We start from the raw sequence: 20,318 nt of genomic DNA, 5'->3' as shown, positions 1-20,318 counted from the left end.
TTGCTCAATTAGCCTAGCCATTGAATCATCTTTTTTGTAGAGTTATTTAAGAAGAAAATTGTAACTTTAGCGGTAAGTCGCTGATTTAAAAATTGCATATAGCTCACTGCCATTCGTCAAAAATTTGTTTTATCCGCTTAATTGCCGTGTCTGCTGCTTGCTCTGGAGATATGCTATTGACAACTATTCGATTCAGAGCCTTACCCCAAACATTCTCTTCTAAAACTAGGCTGTAAGCAGGGTTTTGGACAATATAAAATGGGCGAGTTAGACCTTTAGTCAGTGTTTGAGTTGCAGTGGAAAGATGCGGATCTGCTGGATTTGTCCAAAAGGGGTCTTTCCAAACAGGCTTCATTACTGGTAAATACCGACCTCCGGTAGCTTTTAGATAGTTTCCTATTATCTCAGGTTTAATTAAATACGCCAGAAAGTCCTTGGCCACCTTCTGGTTTTTAGACTTGGCAAACTATTTCATTAATCGAGACTAAATAGCGCATCGGTTTACCATTGGGTTTGTTCGGAAATTCATTGTTTGAACCATAATCTAAAACCCTGAATAGTTTTGCCATGCCAACTTTGCTGCACCTACTATCCCAGCAAAATTGCCTAACTCCGCTGGCAATATTTGTAAACCCGCTCGTGATAAAGGCTGCACTCGCTTCTCAATTTCTGCCTTCACTGCTGGGAAGAAAAACTCAAAGCTGCCACTGATCCCACCACCAATCACGATCGCTTGCGGTGTGAGGACATAAATCAAACTTGTCAAACCAATTCCCAAATTCCTACCATATTCTTCCCAAAAAGTCAATGCTGCGGGATCTCCTTGTTGGGCAAGAACACCCAATTCGATGGGTTCCTTGAGAGTGCGGCGGCGAATTGCAGTCACACAGGCATATTGTTCCAAAGAGCCTTGATTGCCACTATTACAAATTGGCCCATCTGGGTTGAATGAAATTAAACCCAATTCCCCGGCGGCTCCTTGATGTCCAACAAATAGTTTGCCATCTAGAATAATTGCACCACCAACCCCAGTTCCTAAAGTGAGCAGAATCAGATTTTGAAAGTGGCGACCGGCTCCCAGCCAAGCTTCTCCCAAAAGAGCGCAATTAGCATCGTTAGCGATCGCAGTAGGTTTGCCAGTTTTAGCTTCTAGCCAGTCCGCTAAAGGCACATCGCGCCATCCAGGCAAGTTAATCGCGATTTTGGCAATGCGTCCGGTTGCATCGGATGGGCCAGGAGTCCCAACACCAATAGCAACAGTTTGATTATCTGGATCAATTTGGGCGATCGCATCTACGATTACCGCCAGCACAGCCTCTGGTGTTGTTGGTTGGGGAGCTGTCACAGTCAAAGATTGCAGACAAGTACCATCATCTGCAAAACGCCCCAGCTTAATTGCTGTTCCCCCCACATCAATACCGATTACTTGAGAACTCACCACTTTAAAATCCTCACACCAAGCCGCAAATTTTCGACTTTAACAAGCATCGTAGTATAGCTTTGCACAAGTTCGTAGCAAATAAAATAGCCACCTAGCAAACCTTCGCGTACCCTCTGCGCTTACCTCTGCGTTTAAATTTCAACCCTCAATTCGCCACTATTTTCTGCAAATCTGTACTTAGGGTCTTAGCGCGAAAAAATTCTAGATTTTCCGTCTAATTGAGTGCGAGTCATTTTCATTGCCGATCTGTTCGCGCAGCGTCTCACGCCACTTGACGCCAGTCCGCTCAAGTCGGGATACCTGCCCACACGGCTGGCTCCTCTACTTGGGGAAACCCCTCTGAGCGAGTGGCTCCCCTTCTCCCAAAGGGAGAGGCTAGCTAGCGCCTGCCGTAGGATGCCCGAACGCAAGAACGTCTCCTGTCTTGAGAAGGGCTGTAGGGAGAAGACACCGGGCTTTCAACTCCGATCTGTGTGACTGGCGTCCCCACATCTAGAAGGAGTGGGCTTTCTGCTCTAATAACTGTAAATTAGCGACAGTCGTGGTCCGAAAACTCGATTGCTCTTGCCAAGCTGTAATTGGCGCACCTCGTAAAATACCAGCAAGGGCAACGGAAAGGATAAACCCGCCAGTAGCGGCAGCAATTAACGTTAGGTTATCTTTCATACAAATCTCTCTATTGTTATTTGTAATTTGTCAATGGTTTTTTGCTATTAACCACTGACCATTGACTAGTGATTAGTTTCGGATTCTATTTTCTCTCCGTAAACGAGGATTGACAAATTCGTTTAACCCTTCACCAAGTAGTGATAACCCTACCACCATGCATGTCATTGTTAAACCGGGGAAAAGCGTAGTCCACCAAATGCCAGTAGGTAGAGCTTCTAGAGCTTGTTTTAAATCATGTCCCCATTCTGCCACTTCTTCGGGAAGACCTAGCCCCAAAAAACCCAAACCGCCCAACACCAAAATCGCATCAGCGGCGTTGAGTGTGAATAGGACGGGTACGCTTTGAATGACGTTGAAAAACAGATAACGAGAAAGCACAACCCAAGTGGAAGCGCCCATTGCTTGAGCAGCTTCGATGAACACTTCAGTTTTCATGCTCACGGTGTGGTTGCGAACAACGCGGTAATATTGAGGGATGTAGGCAATGCTAATAGCGATCGCTGCATTTAATATCCCACGCCCCACCACAAACGCCAGTGTCACAGACAGCAGTAGTCCCGGTAGGGTGTAGATGCTATCCATAATGAACAGCAACACTTTATCCAATTTACCGCCGAGATAACCACTCAGCATCCCCAAAGGTACACCGATAATCATACTCAGCCCTGTTGCCAAAATCACCACCTGCAAAGCAGCTTGAGCGCCGAACAATGTCCGGGAGAACACATCATAGCCCAGGCGACTAGTACCAAACCAATGTTTAGCTGAGGGTGGCTCGTGAATTGGATTAGAGAGAAAATCTTTGGGGTTTTGCAGCCATCCCCAAGCCTGGAATACGGGAGCGAAGAATGCTAAGAAGATGAAAAATAGGGTAATGGCTAACCCGATGAGCATGAGTTTTTGGGAAAGATTCGGACTTTTGGCAAATTGTAAAAATGTCGGTAGCCGCCGTTTTGTAATGGCCATGTGCGATCGCCTGGATCAAGCAAGATACGCTGACCATTTTACATATCAGATTGGAGATTGGTTAAATATCCTTAATAAAAGTCCGACTGTTGAGCGGTGGTTACAGAGATAGACTGAGTAAGAGGTGAGATTATGCGTTATTTTTGCTAGAGATAAATTCCCAGCCAGTGTCACCACAAAGGTTAATTATCCCAAGTAGAGAAAGGTCAAGTTAATGGAGGAATTATGAACGCCTACAAAAAATACATCACTATTACAGATCCAAGTCAACTAATATTATCTGATTTACCTTTTAAGGTTGGACAGAGAGTAGAAATAATTATCTTAGCTGAGGATAACCCAAGAGCAGAAATCAGTAAAAAGCTGAGAAATTTATTTGATAAAACACAGTCGATATCAGGAATACAAGATATTACAGAAGCAGAAATATCAGCAGAAATTGAAGCTTACCAACGCGGAGAATGAAAGTTGTTATTGACACCAATGTTTTAGTTTCTGCTGTCCTTAAGGGTAGAGTACCAAGGGACGTTATTCAGTTTATTTTTGATAATCCTGATTGGCAATGGATAGCTTCTGAAGAAATTGTTGTGGAATATAAAGAGGTATTAAGTCGCAGGAAGTTTAAGTTGACGGATGAAGTAATATGCGAATGGTTTGAAATTATCGATACATTTATAACGCTAATTGATGTCAATTTGGAAGTTGATTTTTCCAGAGATAAAAAAGATGCAAAGTTTTTAGCTTGTGCTATGGCCGCAGAAGCAAATTTTTTGATTACAGGTGATTCTGATTTTAATCAGGCGCAAACTTTGGTAAATACAACGATTATTTCTGTCTCTTTATTTAACAGGTTAGTTTGCGATGTCGGGGGGTGAGTATTGAGCATTGGTAATTGTCAATGGTTTTTTACTATTGCCCACTCCCCACTCCCCATTCTCTTACAGATTGCTTTCAATCAACTGACGATATTCGCTCTTTTGCTTGACGCCTTTGACTTCCTTCACCAGTTCTTTATTTTTGAACAATTGAACAGTTGGCGTTCCTGTCACACCAGCATTTTCAGCAATATCTCGGTCTTTGTCGATGTCAATTTCTACAAAGTGAATTTTGCTGTCAAATTCATCCACCACTTTATTTAAAATCGGCTTCAGAGTATGACAAGGGCCGCAACCAGGAGAGACGTATTTAACAAGAATTAAGCGATCGCTTTCATGGAACAATTTCCGTAAAGCATAACCTCCCTCATGGCGCGTCGCATTCAAATTAAATCCAGCTTCTTCCTCGGCTTCAGTCTTTTTGGCTGGCTGATGTTCTAATTCATTGTCTGCTGTTTCTGCCTGTTGATGAAATTCTTGAATCAAGCCACTGGATGATAACCAGCGTTCTGCCAACATCGCCGCCATACAGCCAGTACCCGCAGCCGTAATTGCTTGTCGAAACTCATGATCTTGGACGTCACCAGCGGCAAAAACGCCTTCTACACTGGTTTCCACAGTACCGTGCTTGGTAACAACGTAACCGATTTCATCCAGTTCTAACTGACCTTTAAATAGAGAGGTATTGGGACTGTGACCAACGGCGTAGAATAAACCCTTAGCGTGCAGTTGGCTTTCTTCACCAGTTTTGGTATTGCGGACTTTCACCCCATCCATATGACCGTTACCGAAGATATCCACAGCTTCTGTGTTCCAATGCACCTGGATTTTTGGGTTGCTCAAAACGCGGTCTTGCATGGCTTTAGAAGCCCGCATTTTATCGGTGCGTACCAACATATTCACCTTAGAGCCGTATTTGGTGAGGTAAATTGACTCTTCCGCCGCCGAGTCGCCAGCACCAATCACAGCCAGTTCTGCACCGTGAAAAATTGGTGTTGCACCATCGCAAATTGCACAAGCGGAGATACCCCGACTCCAAAATTCATGTTCGTTGGGTAAACCCAAACGCTTTGCAGTTGCACCCGTAGCAATGACGATGCTGTTGGTTTTTATTTCCCTTTCTTGCGATCGCACTGTAAATGGACGCTGACTCAAGTCAACTGATATAACATCTTCAGTATATAGTTCAGCCCCCCAGCGCTCCGCCTGCGCCTTCATCTGATCCATCAGTTCCGGCCCGGTAATCCCTTGGGGAAACCCTGGAAAGTTCTCAACTTCCGTCGTTGTCATTAGTTGCCCACCAGGCAAACCCCCGGCTTGGAAACCTTCAAATACAACGGGTTTCAGGTTAGCGCGTCCGGCATAGATGGCGGCTGTGTACCCTGCTGGGCCAGAACCGATAATTACTAAGTTTTCTACTGTGGGGTTAGTCATGATATTTATACAAACTCATAACGACTACGTTTAATATAACATAACAAACTGCGATTGGCTACGCCAGATGGTAAGCGATCAGAAAATGCCTACGGTACTATGCGGTCAGAGGAAATTGGCGCTCGTCTAATTACCTTCTTGAATAACTGGGTAATGTCGCGCAAGCTAGGACATATAACTGGTTCTAGCGCCGGCTTTATCCTGCCGAGTATAGAAGAGGACGACTCGGAAAAAAGAAACCTGCGATCGCCTGATGTGTCTTTTGTTCGCGCTGACCTGAATAAAGCACTCTCACAAATGAAATCGAGATATCTAGCCCTTGGGTCTACACCAGGGGCTTATTAATGTTTGTGCCTGGGATGCAAGGATTGTGGATTGTGTAACCGCATCTCGCCAAACTTTTTTCTCTAGGTGATAGGAAAGCGATCGCAGGTGGGTAAGTTACATCTAGAACACCCAATCACTTCCTACCCCCTGGAAAACATTTATGAAAACCGAATTAAAAGCCAAATTTATCCAACACATCCTCGCCAAGAAGAACGAAAATGAGGGTTTTACACTCATTGAATTACTAGTAGTAATTATTATCATCGGTATTTTGTCTGCGATCGCACTGCCTTCTTTCTTGAACCAAGCGAACAAAGCCAAGCAGTCAGAAGCTAAAACCTACGTGGGTTCCATGAACCGCGCCCAACAAGCTTTTTACCTAGAAAATACTGGATTTACAACTTCAATTGGTGCTTTAGGCCTTGGTATTGCAACACAAACCGTAAATTACCAATATGCAGTTATTAATGCAGATACTAGTACAGTAAACAACCAAGCAATAGTAATAAATAGTGCTGCACCTCTTAAAAGCTATGTTGGTGCTGTAGAGGTGACAACCCAAGCTGCTACCAATGAAGCTACTACTATAGCTATTTTGTGTGAATCTAACACCGCTATGGTTAACAGTGGTACAAATGCAAATGCAACTGCCGCTAAAATTACTTACACAGCTGGAACACTTAGTTGTGCCAGCAACTTCGTTTCTTTGGCTAAGTAACTAACCAAGGACAAAGAGTATATAAATTCTCTCTCAACTAGATATTTTCCAAAGTGGGTAGATGCTTCTATCCACTTTATTTCTATTATGTGAGTTGTTCACAAGTATATTTCTCATAAAAATTTTCTCAGAGAATACAATGATTACTGATATATATAATTGGCAAAATGAAGCTGAACAATACTTCCTTGAAGAAAAATATTTGCAAGCAGCACAGTTATATGAACAAGCAATAGCAATAGAACCAAATACTATTTCTTATTATTGGCATTTAGGGTTACTATTGCTATTACAAGGGCAAGAAGCAGAAGCTCAAATGACTTGGATGCTGCCAATGACACAGGCAGATGAAGAACAGTTACCAATTTGGACAAATGAACTATTTCAAGTTTTACAAATAGAAGCTGAAAGGCGTGAAACACTAGCAGAATATTCTCTAGCCTGGTTAATTCGCCAGCACATGCGGGAAATTAATCCTAATTATATAAATAATTTGCTTCAAATTATTCTCCTTTCTATCAAATTGCAAAAGTTTGAAGAACTTGATAATTTAAATGACTGGGGATTAATTGAAAGCTTAAACACAAAAGAAAATATAGAAATTAATACCGAATTATTGATCCAAGTTTTAAAAGAATTTTTAAATGCTGTTCCCTTACATCCAATTAATCTAAATTTAATAGAAGCTAGTCTTCCTTATTTCTCTGATCCTCATCAATGCTTCTGTATAGTGCTTCCTGCTGCTATGGAAATTGGTCATACTTTGCGGCAGCCTTTACTAGGAGCATCTCTGCTAGAATTGCATTTACGATTGGAGCCAGATAATGTAGAAATTTTGCGGCACTTAGCGACTTTTTATCAAGATGCTCGTAATTATTCTCAAGGTATAGAGACAGCTAGATTGTGTTATTCCTTATCAGAAAGCTTGGCTGATAAAATTTTTGCACTCCATTTGCTGTTAAGGGGTCTAATGTCAGCAGGAGGATATTGGCAAGAGATATGTACAACTTGTCAAGAATTGGAAACTGTGTTTCAACAGTTTATTAAAGCTGAACGAATTCCTTTAGAAGAAGGAAGAATATTACGGTTACTTACACCATCTTTTGCAATACCTCACATTAAAGATGCTCCTGTTGAATTTCGAGCTATTCATAATCAGGTAGCTGAGATTTATAATAATTATATTCAAGCTCTTGGCCAATCAAAAGCAAAAAACTATGCTCATCAAAATATTAATCACCAATCTTTAACACATCATCCGAAGAAATTAAAAATTGGTTATATATCTTACGCTTTAAGGAATCATTCTGTTGGTTGGCTAGCTCGTTGGTTATTTCAACATCATGATCGAGATAAATTTGATATTCATACTTATTTTGTTAACTACAAATTAGCAACCGATTATCTCCAAGAGTGGTATTTATGTCAGGCAGGAAAAGCTCGTCAATTAGGTATGAATGGCTGGGAAATTGCTGACCAGATATATCAAGATGAAATTGATATTTTAATCGACCTTGATAGTATCACTCTAGATATTACCAGTGAAGTGATGGCACTCAAGCCAGCCCCAATTCAAGTTACTTGGCTGGGGTGGGATGCATCAGGTATACCTGCAATTGATTACTTTATCGCAGACCCTTATGTACTGCCAGATGATGCACAAAATTACTATACAGAGAAAATCTGGCGATTACCTCAAACTTACATAGCAGTAGATGGTTTTGAAATTGGTGTACCAACTCTCCGCCGCGATGACTTGGATATCCCTATGGATGCCGTTGTATATCTCAGCGCCCAAAGAGGATATAAACGCCATCCACAAACGACAAGGTGGCAAATGCAAATTATCAAACAAGTACCTAACAGCTACTTTTTGATTAAAGGACTTGCTGAGGAGGAAACAATTAAACACTTCTTTTATCAAATTGCCGAAGAAGAAGATGTCGATTGTTCTCGGTTACGATTTTTACCAATAGTTCATTCAGAGTCAGTTCATCGTGCTAATTTAGGCATTGCTGATATTGTATTAGATACATTTCCCTACAACGGAGCGACAACAACTCTAGAAACATTGTGGATGGGTATACCATTGGTGACGCGAGTTGGTGAACAATTTGCAGCGCGTAACAGCTACACCATGATGATAAATGCGGGTATCACAGAAGGCATTGCTTGGACTGATGAAGAGTATATAGAATGGGGTGTGCGCTTAGGGAAGGATGAAGTTTTACGCCAGCAGGTGGCTTTGAAATTGAAAGCATCTCGACAAACAGCACCCCTGTGGAATGGTAAGCAGTTTACCCGTGAGATGGAAAAGGCTTACGAGCAGATGTGGCAGAAGTATATTGAGCGAAAATAAGCTCGTAGTCAGCGGCTCCAGCCCTCAAAATGACCTCTTACAGCAATTTCTAGGTAAATGAACCACAGATTATCCTAACTTTAAGGAAGCCTATAGCAGTTTTCATGTATTTGAACCACATCTGTCGTAGTAGGGGCGCAAGGCCTTGCGCCCCTACCGCATAGTCTATTTACCTAAAAATAGCTGTAAGAGGTAATATAAAAGTAAGAAATGCAATTGTGGATAGCTATGTCTGCTAAAGATGTCTTTCATGAAGTTGTCAAAAAAGCTTTGCAGAAGGATGGTTGGCAGATTACTCATGACCCGCTCTCAATTAGCGTAGGTGGTGTGAATCTCTCTATTGATTTAGCTGCTGAAAAACTGATTGTGGCAGAACGGGAAGGAGAAAAATTGCTGTTGAAGTCAAAAGTTTTTTGGAGAAATCTTCTGCAATCTCAGAATTTCATACAGCATTAGGACAGTTTATCAACTATAGAGGCGCATTAAGACGACGACAGCCAGAGCGTGTTTTGTATTTAGCAATACCTTTGACAACTTACAAAACATTTTTTCAACTTGATTTTCCTCAAGCCATGATTGAAGAGAATCAAGTCAAAATGATTATTTATGATGTAGAGAAAGAGGTTATTTTCAAATGGATAAACTAGCCCAGTATCGCCAGATTGTACAGCAGATATTACAGGAGCATAGTGAGCAAAAACCCGCTGATGGAAATATAGAAGTTGAAAATATTTTTGATATAGAACGTGACCATTACCAAGTAGTCTATGTAGGCTGGGAGGGGCAAGATTGGGTACATAGTTGCATCCTCCACATTGATATTAAGGGTGAAAAAATTTGGCTTCAGTGGAATGCTACAGAAGATGATATTGCAGCAAATTTGGTTAGTATGGGAGTTCCTAAAGAAGATATTGTGTTAGGATTTCAGTCTCCTTTCATGAGGAAGTTTACAGAATACGCAGTGGGTTAGGGCATTTATTGAAAAGTACCTTTAGTTGTCATACTGTGAATTTGCGATATTCTAGAAATTAATTTATTAAGCACTAAAGTGCTTAATAAAAACTTGTTTATAAAAGGCTTCTAAACCTACGACACAGGCTTTATCATCAAAAAGACGATTATGATTTTGGCTCATTCTTTCCGCAATAGTGCCTCGCCAAGCTGGGTCTAGTCCTAATTTGACAGCAATTTCGATGTACTCTGCTTCATTTTCAGCTATGGTATTTGTCACCCCTAGCATTTTCAGGAAGCTGTCAGAGTGGCGACCCCGCATAAATTCTCCAGGACAGGTAACAATGGGGAGATTACAAGCGATCGCTTCTAAGGTAGTATTACCACCAGACCAGGTGAATGTATCTAAATAAACATCTGAAAGTAAGTTAATCATTAGATAGTCCAGTCGCTCTGGAATACTAATAAATACACAGTAATCCTCGCTGTTCAAACCGATAGCAGCAAAAGCACGTTTGAGACGCGGCTGAAGTAAACCACCACGCAGAAACACAAATTTAGCTGGCGGAAGGCGGCGAGCAATTTCTGCAAAAATAAAATCATATTGCGGTAGATACTTGAAAAGAGCTTGACAGCATAAATAGATGACTGCATCATCTGGTAGCTGAAAATATGAGCGGGTTTTGATGACTGGCGGAATATATGGTTTAGGGTAAGAAACGCCAATATTGGGTAAGCGAATTAATTTTTCTGAATAATGCTCTTGGGCATTTTCTGGTTCCATTAACTCGCTAGATAAAAAGTAATCAATTGTGGGTAAGCCAGTTGTTACCGGATGTCCCCAAGCGACACATTGCACAGGCGCAAGCCGCAGACCTGCCATTTGCATAGTTTGGGGATTCATACCAATTTCAGGAAAAACTAAGATGTGCAGCTTATCGGCAATTATCTGTTCACAGGCTGCTGATAAATTATCAGGAATATGATGGAAAACATTACTGTACTCTTGAAACTGTTGGGTAATTGGATCTGGCTCATTTCCTATATAGTAACAATAGATTTCAAAGCTGGAGCGATCGCAGTAACGTAACCACCCAGTTAACCAAAGTGTTCCACTATAAGAATGCAGGTAATGGGAAACGTAACCAACACGAATTTTGTTATTAGGCTGAAGCTTAGGTATAGATAAAGGAACGACCCATTGTGGATAGTTAGCTGCCATAATTTCATGTCCTAGCTTTCCATACTGGCGTTGCAAATCTATATCATTTTGTGCCTGATATGATAGGTAAAAATTTGTGAGGCGACCTATACCTGCTAAAGCACTATGTTGATCTTCTGTAGTTTGAAGAGATGTTTGCTCAATTAAATCTTGCAATCCTTGAGTGTAGCGTTGGCGATAAAAGTTAATTTTCCCCTGATTTTCATATATTGATGGAACTGTTAAATATTTTATAATTTGAAAAGTGTAATCATTAGGTAAGGATTTAGCAGCATTATCTGAACTTAAAATTGCTTCTTTAATACGTCCATTCTGGCGTAAATCAATAATTAATGAAAAATGTAGTCTTCCATCTGTAGGGTAAAGTTTAATTCCTTGCTGGAGAGTACTAAAATATTCATCTAGCAGGTTTAACTGTCTATAGCAATAGCTGAAATTCCAATAAATTTCTGCATCACCTGATTGGCTTTCTAAGAGTTTTTTATATTGCCCGATCGCTTCTTGCCATCTTCCCTCGCAGAAGAATTTATTGCTTAAGTAAAAAAAAACTATCTAGCTTGTACTTGGCTAAAGTCTTCTATTTTGTAAGATGTCAGACTTTCTGCTTTTGCTTGGTTCAGTGCGTTTATATCTTCGTATTCCAAAACAATTCTGGCATAGATGCGAGGTAGCAAAGTTTTCCATTGAATATCAGCCAAATTTCCAACTAAAGAAATTTCTAATTCTTCAGTAACATCTAAATCTTCTTGCACTAAAAGATTCATAACCACACTAGATAAAAACAGTTCCGCATCTTCAGCAGTACTGTTACCTGTATCGATAAATAGGGTAGTTTTTTGACTATTAGGATGAGTTGCTACCGTCTTCATCACTCGTTCTAATTCTAAACCAATTAATTCTTCTGGTTGCGACCAATCTGGGAAAATAATTAAATTAATCTCCTTGAGCTTTAAAGACACAAGGGTAGCATCAATTAAGGCAGCACTTATAGTCTCCGCCATTTTTGCCCAGGAGAACTTTTTCGCTTGTGCTATACCCGCAGTTATTAATGAGTTACGAATACTGGGCTTTTGCATCTCACAAAGCGCATTTGCTAGTTCATTAGCATCATCATCACTCACGTATATTACTGCTTCCCCCGCAACTTCTGGAATTGAGGCATTAGGACAAGTAATCACAGGACAACCACAAGCCATTGCTTCAATAATAGGCATTCCAAAACCTTCATACTTAGAAGGATAAACTAGTGCCACAGCACCAGAGTAAGCTGTTGCCAACTCTTCATCACTGAGTTGCAGCATATGAACAATACTACCTGATGTATAAGCTCTAAACTCAGATAGGAATACACCACCGCTTCCTGTACAGACAATATCAAATCCGTAGCTACTGGCAAGCTGTGAAAAAGCTTGGAAGAATAAAATACTATTTTTATAACCACTTCCACCACCAACTAAAATAAAGTATGGTTTTGTAATCCCGTATTTAGATTTAAAAGCATTAACCTCTTCAGGTTTAGCTGGCGAAAAAGGGCTTTTAACTCCACAATTAGCTACGGTCACAGAATCTACGGGTATATCAGTAAAACAGCGTGCCAAGTCATGCGCTGTATGTTCTGAAATTGCTATATAAGTAGATGCATGTTGAATACCCTGATGCTTCTCTCGCCACATGAGATTATCCATATCCCATTCCATAACTTCTGGAATCATGTCATATGCCATGAACACAGAAGGCGTTGTAGTTGGCGTTGTATAGTAAGAAGAGATAAATAAATCTGCGTCTTCTTGATCGCAAATTTGCTGTAGTATTTCCCGTTCAGCAACAGTATTGTTATAGTCATAACGTGAAATGCTGCGATATCTAATACCAGCAATTTTGGGAGCAGTTCCAGCCCGGTCAAGTACAACAATATGCGTAGCAAACCCACTGTTTACCCATTCTTCTAATAAGGATTTCCAGACACGCGCAATACCAGTTTGGTAAAGTTGGAAAAATACGCCGTCAACCAGAATAATTGGTGTTGCTTTCTTAATAAGTGCAACTTGTTGCTGCACTTCATCTGGTTGCAAAAACCGCCAACTATTGTTGCTGAGTTCTCTTTGTGCGATTGGTACTATACCGCATGATTCAACACTATCAACCATTGTTTCATCTTGTAGCCACGAAAAATATTCGCGTAAAAGAACTGGAAATTTAGTTGTTTCCTGCAAAGCTTTCCACTGGGAAACAGCATTGCTATAACCGTAGTATTGCTCTTTAAAGCTTAATTGTTCTGGTGTTACGTAAGCAAAATGTTGGAAAACTAAACCATGCTTTTCAGTCTCTTGATGCAGAAAAGGATTTACTGCTGCAACATCCCGCCATTGACCATTTAGCAAAGGTTCTTCTAGTCTTGGTGGTTCATGTGCTACCCACACTGATCCTGGTTTATATCTCCAGGTTCGCAACCACTCTTGTCTGGGATTTTGGGCGTAACAATTACGAGTACTGATAATTATTTTTTCTCCTACAAAATACCAGCACCAATAGAAAGCAGCAGTTTTTTCAGGATTATCAATAAACATTTGTTGTGCAGTAGAAATATGCTTGACTGTCCATAACTCATCTGCATCTATTTGCCATAGTAAACATTCTTCATTGATGTTCAACAATGGCTCATTAACCATTTCCCGTTTGCCATCCCAAAACACACCCTCTGGCTTACGATAAATTGTGATATTGTCGGGATATTGCTGTGCGAGATCATCTAAATATTCTGTTGTACTGTCATTGCTGCGACCATGATGATGGATTTCATCGTTTATATATCCACCCAGCTTCAGACTCCATCCAGTATCGTGCTTTAATTCAGCTACACCTTCGACAATGTGCCAATGCCATTTGAAAGGAAGTTGTTTAAATATCTCAATGTGATAGCGGATAAATGGTTGACCATTCAGAACAATAGTAAAAAAGTGAATTGGTAATTCTGGCGTTGAGGTAAACGTGATAGCAGTCAAACTTTTTTGACCACACGCTAGGGTTGAGGAATACTCATGGTTGACAAGACGTAGTTTAGCAATGTTATGCCATACACGTTCTGGGCCTGGCCAGGTGTGTACAACATCATGAAATGCTATCCATCCGCCATTTTTTACCAGTGAAAACGAGAGTTCAAAATCTTTTAAAACATCTAAGTACTGATGAGAACCATCAATAAAAATAAAATCAATAGCTTTATAATCTGTCAAATTATGCCAATTATTTAATACATCATAAGAGTAGCCACGTAATGGTATTACATATTGCTCAAGACCGTTTGATTGAACATTTTGCTGCCAAACATCAAAAAATTGTCGTTCAGAAAAGTCAGCATTATTACCATCCCATGTATCAATGGAATAAATTTTACGTTTGGTTCCTATGCAAGCATATGCCATAGCAACTGTCGAGCGACCTTTAAAAGAACCAATCTCAACTATAACAGCATCTTTAGGAAGAGATTTCACTTTATTAAAAAGGTATTCTTCTTGCCCAGTAACCATGAATCCTTCAATAGATTCAACGGCATTATGAATATTTTGATAACTGACTGATTGCACTGTTTTTTGTTGAAAGATTGCATAGCCATTACGTATATTTTGGTTTGAGATAATTAGGATGTAATCAGGATCACTTAACAGGCGATTGAAATTTTGATAGTTCTTAAATGTATTGATATCATCTAAGCAAATATATTTTGCTCCATATATCTCATCTAATTCTGCACTACCAGTGAATTCCGAGCCATCAATTAATACTAAATCAAAGAAATCAATCTTGTTTTCCTGCTTAATTTTTTGAATCCCTTCGTCAGAAACTCCGGAGTGATTTACATATTCTACATCCTGTCGCAACCAACCAATAACCTGCTCAGATGGGTAAAAGTTTAAATTAGTTTGAGTGTTGTTATAGAAGTCGATGACTTCCTTTTCATCAGGAAAGTTTGTTAGAGAAACAGATGAAATATTGTAGCACTTGACAAAAGAATCATTCTCATACTTCTTTTTTAACTCAGTAAATCTAGTTTTTGAAACTTCCATGCAAAACAATATTGGCTTGTTAGGATTTTCTCGAAGCCCTGTTACAAATGCTTCAGTACTTCCTTCCCCTGAAGATGAGCCAATTTCTAAAACTGTTTTAATATCTTCTTTTTGTACAATTTTTTGAATCGCATAATAAAATTCATCGTTTTTTATCTCTGCTGGGATTAGTGAATTTAGCTCTGAATTAAAAAGAGGGTCATTGTTAATAATATTTTTAAATAATACTTGCACTGAATAAATTATATCTTCCTGATTCCACTGGTCTATTTTTAATTCTTGAATATTAGGTAAATAATAATGGCGTCCCCCATTTCGTGGATCTAATTGCGAGTATTTACGAATTTTGTCACGTCGTTTGTCTTCGCTGTTAATAAATAAGTCTAAATGATAAATACTTAATTCAGCTAGGTATTGTCCCTGATCCAATAAATTATGAATAGTTTCGTGAATTTGACCTTGATAAAAAATATGTTCATTGTACTTAAACAGCCGACGCTGAAAATCAGGATAATGGGGTTTACTTGTAATGTAGTGATTTCTGCTAAAAGGACTAATCCACTTTCTAGTAATCCAAAAGTTATCAGTATTTATTTGAGTACTAGGCAATTTTATTAATTGCAAAAATTCTACAAGTTGGCTGTTAATAAATTCATCATAGTCCAGAACAAAAACCCAATCAGTATTGACAGCTTTTAGGTATACATTCCGCTGTTGAGAGTGATTTCCCAACCACGGGGAATGTATTATTGTAGCTCCATAACTCAAAGCAATATCACACGTAGAATCATTGCTGCCACCATCTACAATTATTAGCTTGTCATAAACATTAGCGAGAGATTCTAGAGCAACGGTTAATGTATTCTCTGAATTTTGCACCATCATACATACAGAAAGACTTGGCATATAACTTTTTTTCACTCCATTAAATTGATTGAATTTACAACTCATTAGGTTTAGCACACGTCAAAGAATATCAGTAAATGTTTGTAAAGTGTAACATTGTACTATCATTTAACTATTTAATTTGATATTTTAAATTAATATTAATAGTAATCATCAGAATTTAAAAAATCAGATTACCAGAGATTTTTGATCAATATATACCCAAAACTTATTTCAAGATTTATGATGATGATGGATTAATTAAAGGAATACAAATATGTCTTTTTTCCTGCCTGTTCTCAAAGGAAGCGGTAAGCTTGACGAAGTTCATATTACAGTTTGTGTTGTTGGGTCTCGCAAAATATCAATTGATGATGATTATTGTTCGGGCAGCTGGATTAAATTAGCTCCTAATCTGACGATTTACGGTTTTGATGCAGATCCTGATGCTTGTGAACAAGCAAATAAAGATTTAGCTGCACGACAGATAAATTGGAAAGAGAAGCACATTCCTATAGCACTGAATAATTCTATTGGTTCATATCCCTTATATGTTACTAATCAGATTGCTTGTACATCATTGTATCCACCTAATAGTTCTTACCTGACAAGATTTCAGCAAATAATTTCCGATTCTTTTAAGGTAGATTGTACTGTTGAGATTGAGACTACAACCTTAGACAACTACTGTGAACAGCAAGGAATTGAGGAAATAGACTTTTTGCAAGTAGATGTTCAAGGAGCAGATTTCCATATTTTAGAAGGAGCTTCCCTTTTGTTACAACGTAGCGTTCTAGCTATCCAAACTGAAGTTGAATTTTCCCATCTATACATAAATCAACCTTTATTTTCAGACATAGATACCTTTCTAAGAAAAAATGATTTTACGCTATTTGATCTTGTAGGGTGTAGTCGTTATTCTCGTGCTTGTTCACCAATTTGTTCACCTGAACGTAGTGGTCAATTACTTTGGGCTGATGCTTTCTATTTTCGAGATTTGATTAGAGTAGATATTAGTACGCAGTTTAAAACACCATTGCAAATCTTAAAGTTAGCTTGTATTGCTGATATCCTTGGTTTCCCTGACTATGCTTTAGAGTTACTAGAATATTTGACTATCAATCATGCAGATGAACCAAAATATAACTTCGCCGATGTGATTATCAGGAGTCTATCTCAAGTTCCGGAGTTAGTTGAACGAGGGTTAGATTCTCTTCCTGTAGTCGCTAATATTCGCCATCGTCTCAATTAATTTCAACAACATCTAGCTAGCAGACAAAAAGAATACAATTTTTGATATTGACTGTCTGTTAGCTACCCCTATTGCTCACTATTACCCTGTTGCTTTATAATCTGCTCTAATACAACTTTGTAATCTTGCCGATCAGGGCGCAACTGCACCAGCTTCTCTAAAGGTTCTATTGCACCTTTCGCATCCTTCAATTGCAACCGCAGTACAGACAGCTTCTCTAAAGCAACTTGGTTTTCTGGTTCCCGTTGTAAAACCAGCTCGTAACCCCGCGCCTGTTGCTGTAATACTGACTCAGCAGAAGGAGACGCAATTGCTGGCTTAGGTTGGCTAGCCTGTTGGATTACTGGAATGACTGCAAATACCGTAGATCCAAAAAACGAGAACATCGACACTATCGTTACAATCTTTTGTCGCCGCTCAATCTGCTTTTTGCGGGTGATTAGGTATTCTTCGTCTGAACCAGCCATGTATTAATTATTGCTGCGGTAAATAGTTAGATGTCAGCAACCCTCCCGTTATCAGGTTACCCATCTGCCCAACAGAAACTAACATCTTGGCTAGAAATTTTTTACACAAAATTCAAATGCTGACTCTGAAGACGAGGGAACTTTATGGTAAGCCCATACTGTACCGACAATTTTGCCATGCGATCGCCCCTATGCTTCAAAGCAAAACTCTCTCCTGCGCCTAAACAGAGCAACCCTCCAGGTCTTATTCACTGGGCGGAACATTACAATTATATAAAGATTTGCGATGATTCTGCCTAATGCCAGATGTTTGCGATATTCTAAATAACGTTTAAATAGATAAAAAGAGTAGACATTTCTACTCAATTGCAAATTTCCCTGTCAGTCAAAAACTTTCAAACTAGCCCGTTTCCTATGGGTTCTTCAACAAGCAAACATATTTTTCGTGATTCAAACAAATAGAATTTTCCCACTCGTCCTCAGTCACACTACTTAGTGCAACTTTCTAAAGGACTAATTATTCTGCTCGGCGTCCACAATATATCTCTTACAAAAGGTACTGTTGCACTCTAGTGAAGAAAGGGTAAAGGTTAAGAGGAAAAAGAAGACGGGGAAAGTTTAAAGGGAAAAGGGGAAACAGAAACATCCCTTACCCCTTTAGTCCTTAAACTTTGTCTGGTTTCTGCAAAAAGTTTAAGGACTGCTTGGTGGAATTGGAGTTTTGTGGTGGTAATTACCGTACAAAACCGAATTTACCAGTAACTTAGTAGAGTTTGTTATGGTATAGTTAAAAAGTCAAGACTAGCTTTACCAAATTACACCACTCTACGGGCCGGCAACAATTGCAGAATGGGAAGCAGTTTTGATTAAGCATTTACCAACAAATATCAGAATTCAATCGAGGTTATGACTCAGCAAGTGATTCACCCAATGGTGAAATTGCAGCGCAACGTGCAATCACTCATAGAATCGAACATTATCAAGCCAAGCGATAGCATCTGGAAAATCGCTTTGCTCTACGGTAATGAATGGCAGCACTGGAAACAGGAACTGCTTGACTTTGGCTTTAGTATGCAAGACCCAGTTAGTGAATTGCTAGCTGTAGAAACTTGGGATGAAGAATAGGTATTGGGCATTAGGGATTGGAGACTAGTACACTGTGGCGGAAGTTTGTCTACTTATACAAGGGGCAACATCCCCTTGTATAGTCGCAAGTCTTGTTAATTGAGATGGTAGGTGGATTTACGTGCCTGCTTTACTAGCGAAGAGGTGACAGGTGATAGGGAATAATTTGTACCCTGTAACCTGTACCCTATTCCCTTCTTCAGTCCCTAGTCCCCAGTACCTTTATTGGCAAGCAGCTAACGCCGCAGCTAACTCCTTTGCAGTTTGGTAGCGATCGCGTGGCAATGGTTCTGTAACGCGATCAATCACATTTCTTAATTGGGAACTAATGGTGGGAACCTTTGCTACATCAAACCTGAAGTTTCGCCCTTTTTGGCGGTAATACTTGAACGGGTTTTCGCTTGTGAGCAGAAAAATCAGCGTTGGCCCAATTGCATACAAATCAGATTGAGTCAAAGGTTGTCCTCGTTCTTGTTCAGGAGCGCAGTAACCTTCTGCACCAATCCGAGTACCGGGCGCTGTGCCAATTTCCTTAACTGCGCCAAAATCCAACAGTACTATGCGATTTAAAGAACTTCGCACCATCAGATTGGCAGGTTTAATATCGCGGTGAATCAGTGGAGGCTCTTGGCTATGAAGATAGTCTAAGATATCGCAGGTTTGGATCATCCAAGCGATCGCTTGGCTTGGCGTAACTGGCCCATTGGTAAAAATACGTTTCTCCAAATCTTGTCCGTGGATTAGTTCCATTGCCAAGTATCTTTTTCCGTCTTCTACAAAGAAGTCATAATATTTGGGAATTCCAGGATGGTTAAGGGATTTGAGAGTGTAGGCCTCCCGCTCAAATAATTCTTGAGCTTTGGCAATTTTCACCATATCAGCATTCATTTGCTTCAACACCAGCAGTTGAGGGGTACCCGCAAGACCAGCCGCATCCCAAGCGAGATAAGTAGTACCCATACCCCCTTGTCCGAGAGTTTGCAACACCTGATAATGACGAATTTTCTGTTGCACTGAGAGAGGTTGACCGCAGTGGATACAAAACAGATTGTTCGGGGAGTTGCCTTCGTGCGTGCAAATGGAGGATGAATTTGCTCTAGCTTGGGCTGAATAGACTGTTGCAACGGCGTTTTCTTCTGTCGCTTGCATTTGTTGCGATCGCACACCAGTTTCCAGCACTGTTACTTCCTGAATTTGAAATTGCAGTATTGGGCCTCCCTGTGCCAGTTGCAAAAGGGAATTATCTGGTAAGGAACTCTGAATCACAAGAACACCGTTGAGGAAAGTCCCATTTGTACCCTGACTAACCAGCCGCCAACCACCGCTATTGTCGGCAGAATCGACTTGTCTGAGTTCTAGATGATGCCGGGAAACTAAACTATCAGTTAAAACAACGTGATTATCTGCCGCTCGACCAATCCGAATTATGGAGGAGTTCTCAAAGCTCCACTGCTGGAGGGGCGTTTTCTGCTGCGGTTCTAACAGAGTCAGACTAACCACAATACAACCTACAAGGTAAATGGATCAGGCATTGGGCATTGGGCACTTGTACTGAGCGGAGCC

General features: G+C 40.0%; 17 protein-coding genes and 1 pseudogene. 9 read left to right on the top strand and 9 right to left on the bottom strand.

Annotated features, from left to right (window positions below):
* Window positions 1-103: 103 nt before the first annotated feature.
* From V7K49_RS20985 to V7K49_RS20970, 4 genes are all read right to left on the bottom strand, one after another.
* Window positions 104-442, bottom strand: coding sequence for a hypothetical protein (locus tag V7K49_RS20985; protein WP_335207243.1), 339 nt, complete (start codon window positions 440-442; stop codon window positions 104-106).
* A 102-nt stretch (window positions 443-544) separates the two neighbouring features.
* Window positions 545-1,441, bottom strand: a complete 897-nt coding sequence (locus tag V7K49_RS20980) for an ROK family protein (protein WP_335207242.1) — start codon at window positions 1,439-1,441, stop codon at window positions 545-547.
* Between the two features lie 492 nt (window positions 1,442-1,933).
* Window positions 1,934-2,107 carry a hypothetical protein gene (locus V7K49_RS20975; RefSeq protein WP_273762828.1) on the bottom strand — a complete coding sequence of 58 codons (174 nt, stop codon included), beginning with the start codon at window positions 2,105-2,107 and terminating at the stop codon, window positions 1,934-1,936.
* A gap of 72 nt (window positions 2,108-2,179) precedes the next feature.
* Window positions 2,180-3,076 carry an ABC transporter permease gene (locus V7K49_RS20970; protein WP_335207241.1) on the bottom strand — a complete coding sequence of 299 codons (897 nt, stop codon included), beginning with the start codon at window positions 3,074-3,076 and terminating at the stop codon, window positions 2,180-2,182.
* Between the two features lie 225 nt (window positions 3,077-3,301).
* Between V7K49_RS20970 and V7K49_RS20965 the strand changes: the two genes are divergently transcribed.
* Both V7K49_RS20965 and V7K49_RS20960 read left to right on the top strand, forming a co-directional pair.
* Complete coding sequence (locus V7K49_RS20965; RefSeq protein ID WP_334871903.1) at window positions 3,302-3,541, top strand: hypothetical protein; 240 nt, start codon at window positions 3,302-3,304, stop codon at window positions 3,539-3,541.
* On the top strand, window positions 3,538-3,951 hold the full coding sequence (locus V7K49_RS20960) for a putative toxin-antitoxin system toxin component, PIN family (protein WP_334871902.1): 414 nt from the start codon (window positions 3,538-3,540) through the stop codon (window positions 3,949-3,951). Before V7K49_RS20965 ends, V7K49_RS20960 begins: the two co-directional genes overlap by 4 nt.
* Window positions 3,952-4,014: 63 nt before the next feature.
* Here V7K49_RS20960 and trxB read toward each other — a convergent pair whose 3' ends face one another.
* A complete protein-coding gene (gene trxB / locus V7K49_RS20955; protein WP_335207240.1) occupies window positions 4,015-5,385 on the bottom strand; it encodes a thioredoxin-disulfide reductase in 1,371 nt (456 codons plus the stop codon).
* A gap of 48 nt (window positions 5,386-5,433) precedes the next feature.
* On the opposite strand from trxB, the gene V7K49_RS20950 reads away from it, so the two are divergent.
* The 5 genes and pseudogenes from V7K49_RS20950 (at window position 5,434) to V7K49_RS20930 (ending at window position 9,759) form a co-directional block, all read left to right on the top strand.
* Window positions 5,434-5,730: a hypothetical protein gene (locus V7K49_RS20950; protein ID WP_335207310.1), complete on the top strand. Its 297-nt coding sequence runs from the start codon at window positions 5,434-5,436 to the stop codon at window positions 5,728-5,730.
* A 142-nt stretch (window positions 5,731-5,872) separates the two neighbouring features.
* Window positions 5,873-6,430 carry a type IV pilin-like G/H family protein gene (locus tag V7K49_RS20945; protein ID WP_335207239.1) on the top strand — a complete coding sequence of 186 codons (558 nt, stop codon included), beginning with the start codon at window positions 5,873-5,875 and terminating at the stop codon, window positions 6,428-6,430.
* Between the two features lie 139 nt (window positions 6,431-6,569).
* Window positions 6,570-8,789: an O-linked N-acetylglucosamine transferase, SPINDLY family protein gene (locus V7K49_RS20940; protein WP_335207238.1), complete on the top strand. Its 2,220-nt coding sequence runs from the start codon at window positions 6,570-6,572 to the stop codon at window positions 8,787-8,789.
* Window positions 8,790-8,999: 210 nt separating this feature from the next.
* A pseudogene (locus V7K49_RS20935) lies at window positions 9,000-9,436 on the top strand (XisH family protein).
* Window positions 9,424-9,759 (top strand): XisI protein, encoded by a 336-nt coding sequence (locus V7K49_RS20930; RefSeq protein ID WP_335207237.1) that lies wholly within the window; start codon window positions 9,424-9,426, stop codon window positions 9,757-9,759. Before V7K49_RS20935 ends, V7K49_RS20930 begins: the two are co-directional and overlap by 13 nt.
* 66 nt (window positions 9,760-9,825) lie before the next feature.
* Here the strand turns inward: V7K49_RS20930 and V7K49_RS20925 are convergent, their stop codons facing one another.
* Both V7K49_RS20925 and V7K49_RS20920 read right to left on the bottom strand, forming a co-directional pair.
* Window positions 9,826-11,118 carry an O-linked N-acetylglucosamine transferase, SPINDLY family protein gene (locus tag V7K49_RS20925; protein ID WP_335207236.1) on the bottom strand — a complete coding sequence of 431 codons (1,293 nt, stop codon included), beginning with the start codon at window positions 11,116-11,118 and terminating at the stop codon, window positions 9,826-9,828.
* 392 nt (window positions 11,119-11,510) lie between these two features.
* Entirely contained in the window at window positions 11,511-15,911 is a 4,401-nt protein-coding gene (locus tag V7K49_RS20920) for a class I SAM-dependent methyltransferase (protein WP_335207308.1), read from the bottom strand.
* Window positions 15,912-16,188: 277 nt separating this feature from the next.
* On the opposite strand from V7K49_RS20920, the gene V7K49_RS20915 reads away from it, so the two are divergent.
* Window positions 16,189-17,163 carry an FkbM family methyltransferase gene (locus V7K49_RS20915; protein WP_335207235.1) on the top strand — a complete coding sequence of 325 codons (975 nt, stop codon included), beginning with the start codon at window positions 16,189-16,191 and terminating at the stop codon, window positions 17,161-17,163.
* Window positions 17,164-17,231: 68 nt separating this feature from the next.
* On the opposite strand, the gene V7K49_RS20910 is transcribed toward V7K49_RS20915, so the two are convergent.
* Window positions 17,232-17,630: a tetratricopeptide repeat protein gene (locus tag V7K49_RS20910; RefSeq protein ID WP_335207234.1), complete on the bottom strand. Its 399-nt coding sequence runs from the start codon at window positions 17,628-17,630 to the stop codon at window positions 17,232-17,234.
* A gap of 906 nt (window positions 17,631-18,536) precedes the next feature.
* On the opposite strand from V7K49_RS20910, the gene V7K49_RS20905 reads away from it, so the two are divergent.
* Window positions 18,537-18,755: a DUF4327 family protein gene (locus V7K49_RS20905; protein ID WP_012407469.1), complete on the top strand. Its 219-nt coding sequence runs from the start codon at window positions 18,537-18,539 to the stop codon at window positions 18,753-18,755.
* Window positions 18,756-18,977: 222 nt separating this feature from the next.
* On the opposite strand, the gene V7K49_RS20900 is transcribed toward V7K49_RS20905, so the two are convergent.
* The gene (locus V7K49_RS20900; RefSeq protein ID WP_335207233.1) at window positions 18,978-20,255 is read right to left on the bottom strand and encodes a protein kinase domain-containing protein; all 1,278 of its coding nucleotides are present in this window, start codon (window positions 20,253-20,255) and stop codon (window positions 18,978-18,980) included.
* Window positions 20,256-20,318: the final 63 nt, after the last annotated feature.

The sequence above is a fragment of the Nostoc sp. genome (assembly GCF_036919675.1).
Classification (GTDB): domain Bacteria; phylum Cyanobacteriota; class Cyanobacteriia; order Cyanobacteriales; family Nostocaceae; genus Nostoc.
This window is presented reverse-complemented; position numbering and strand designations above follow the sequence as displayed.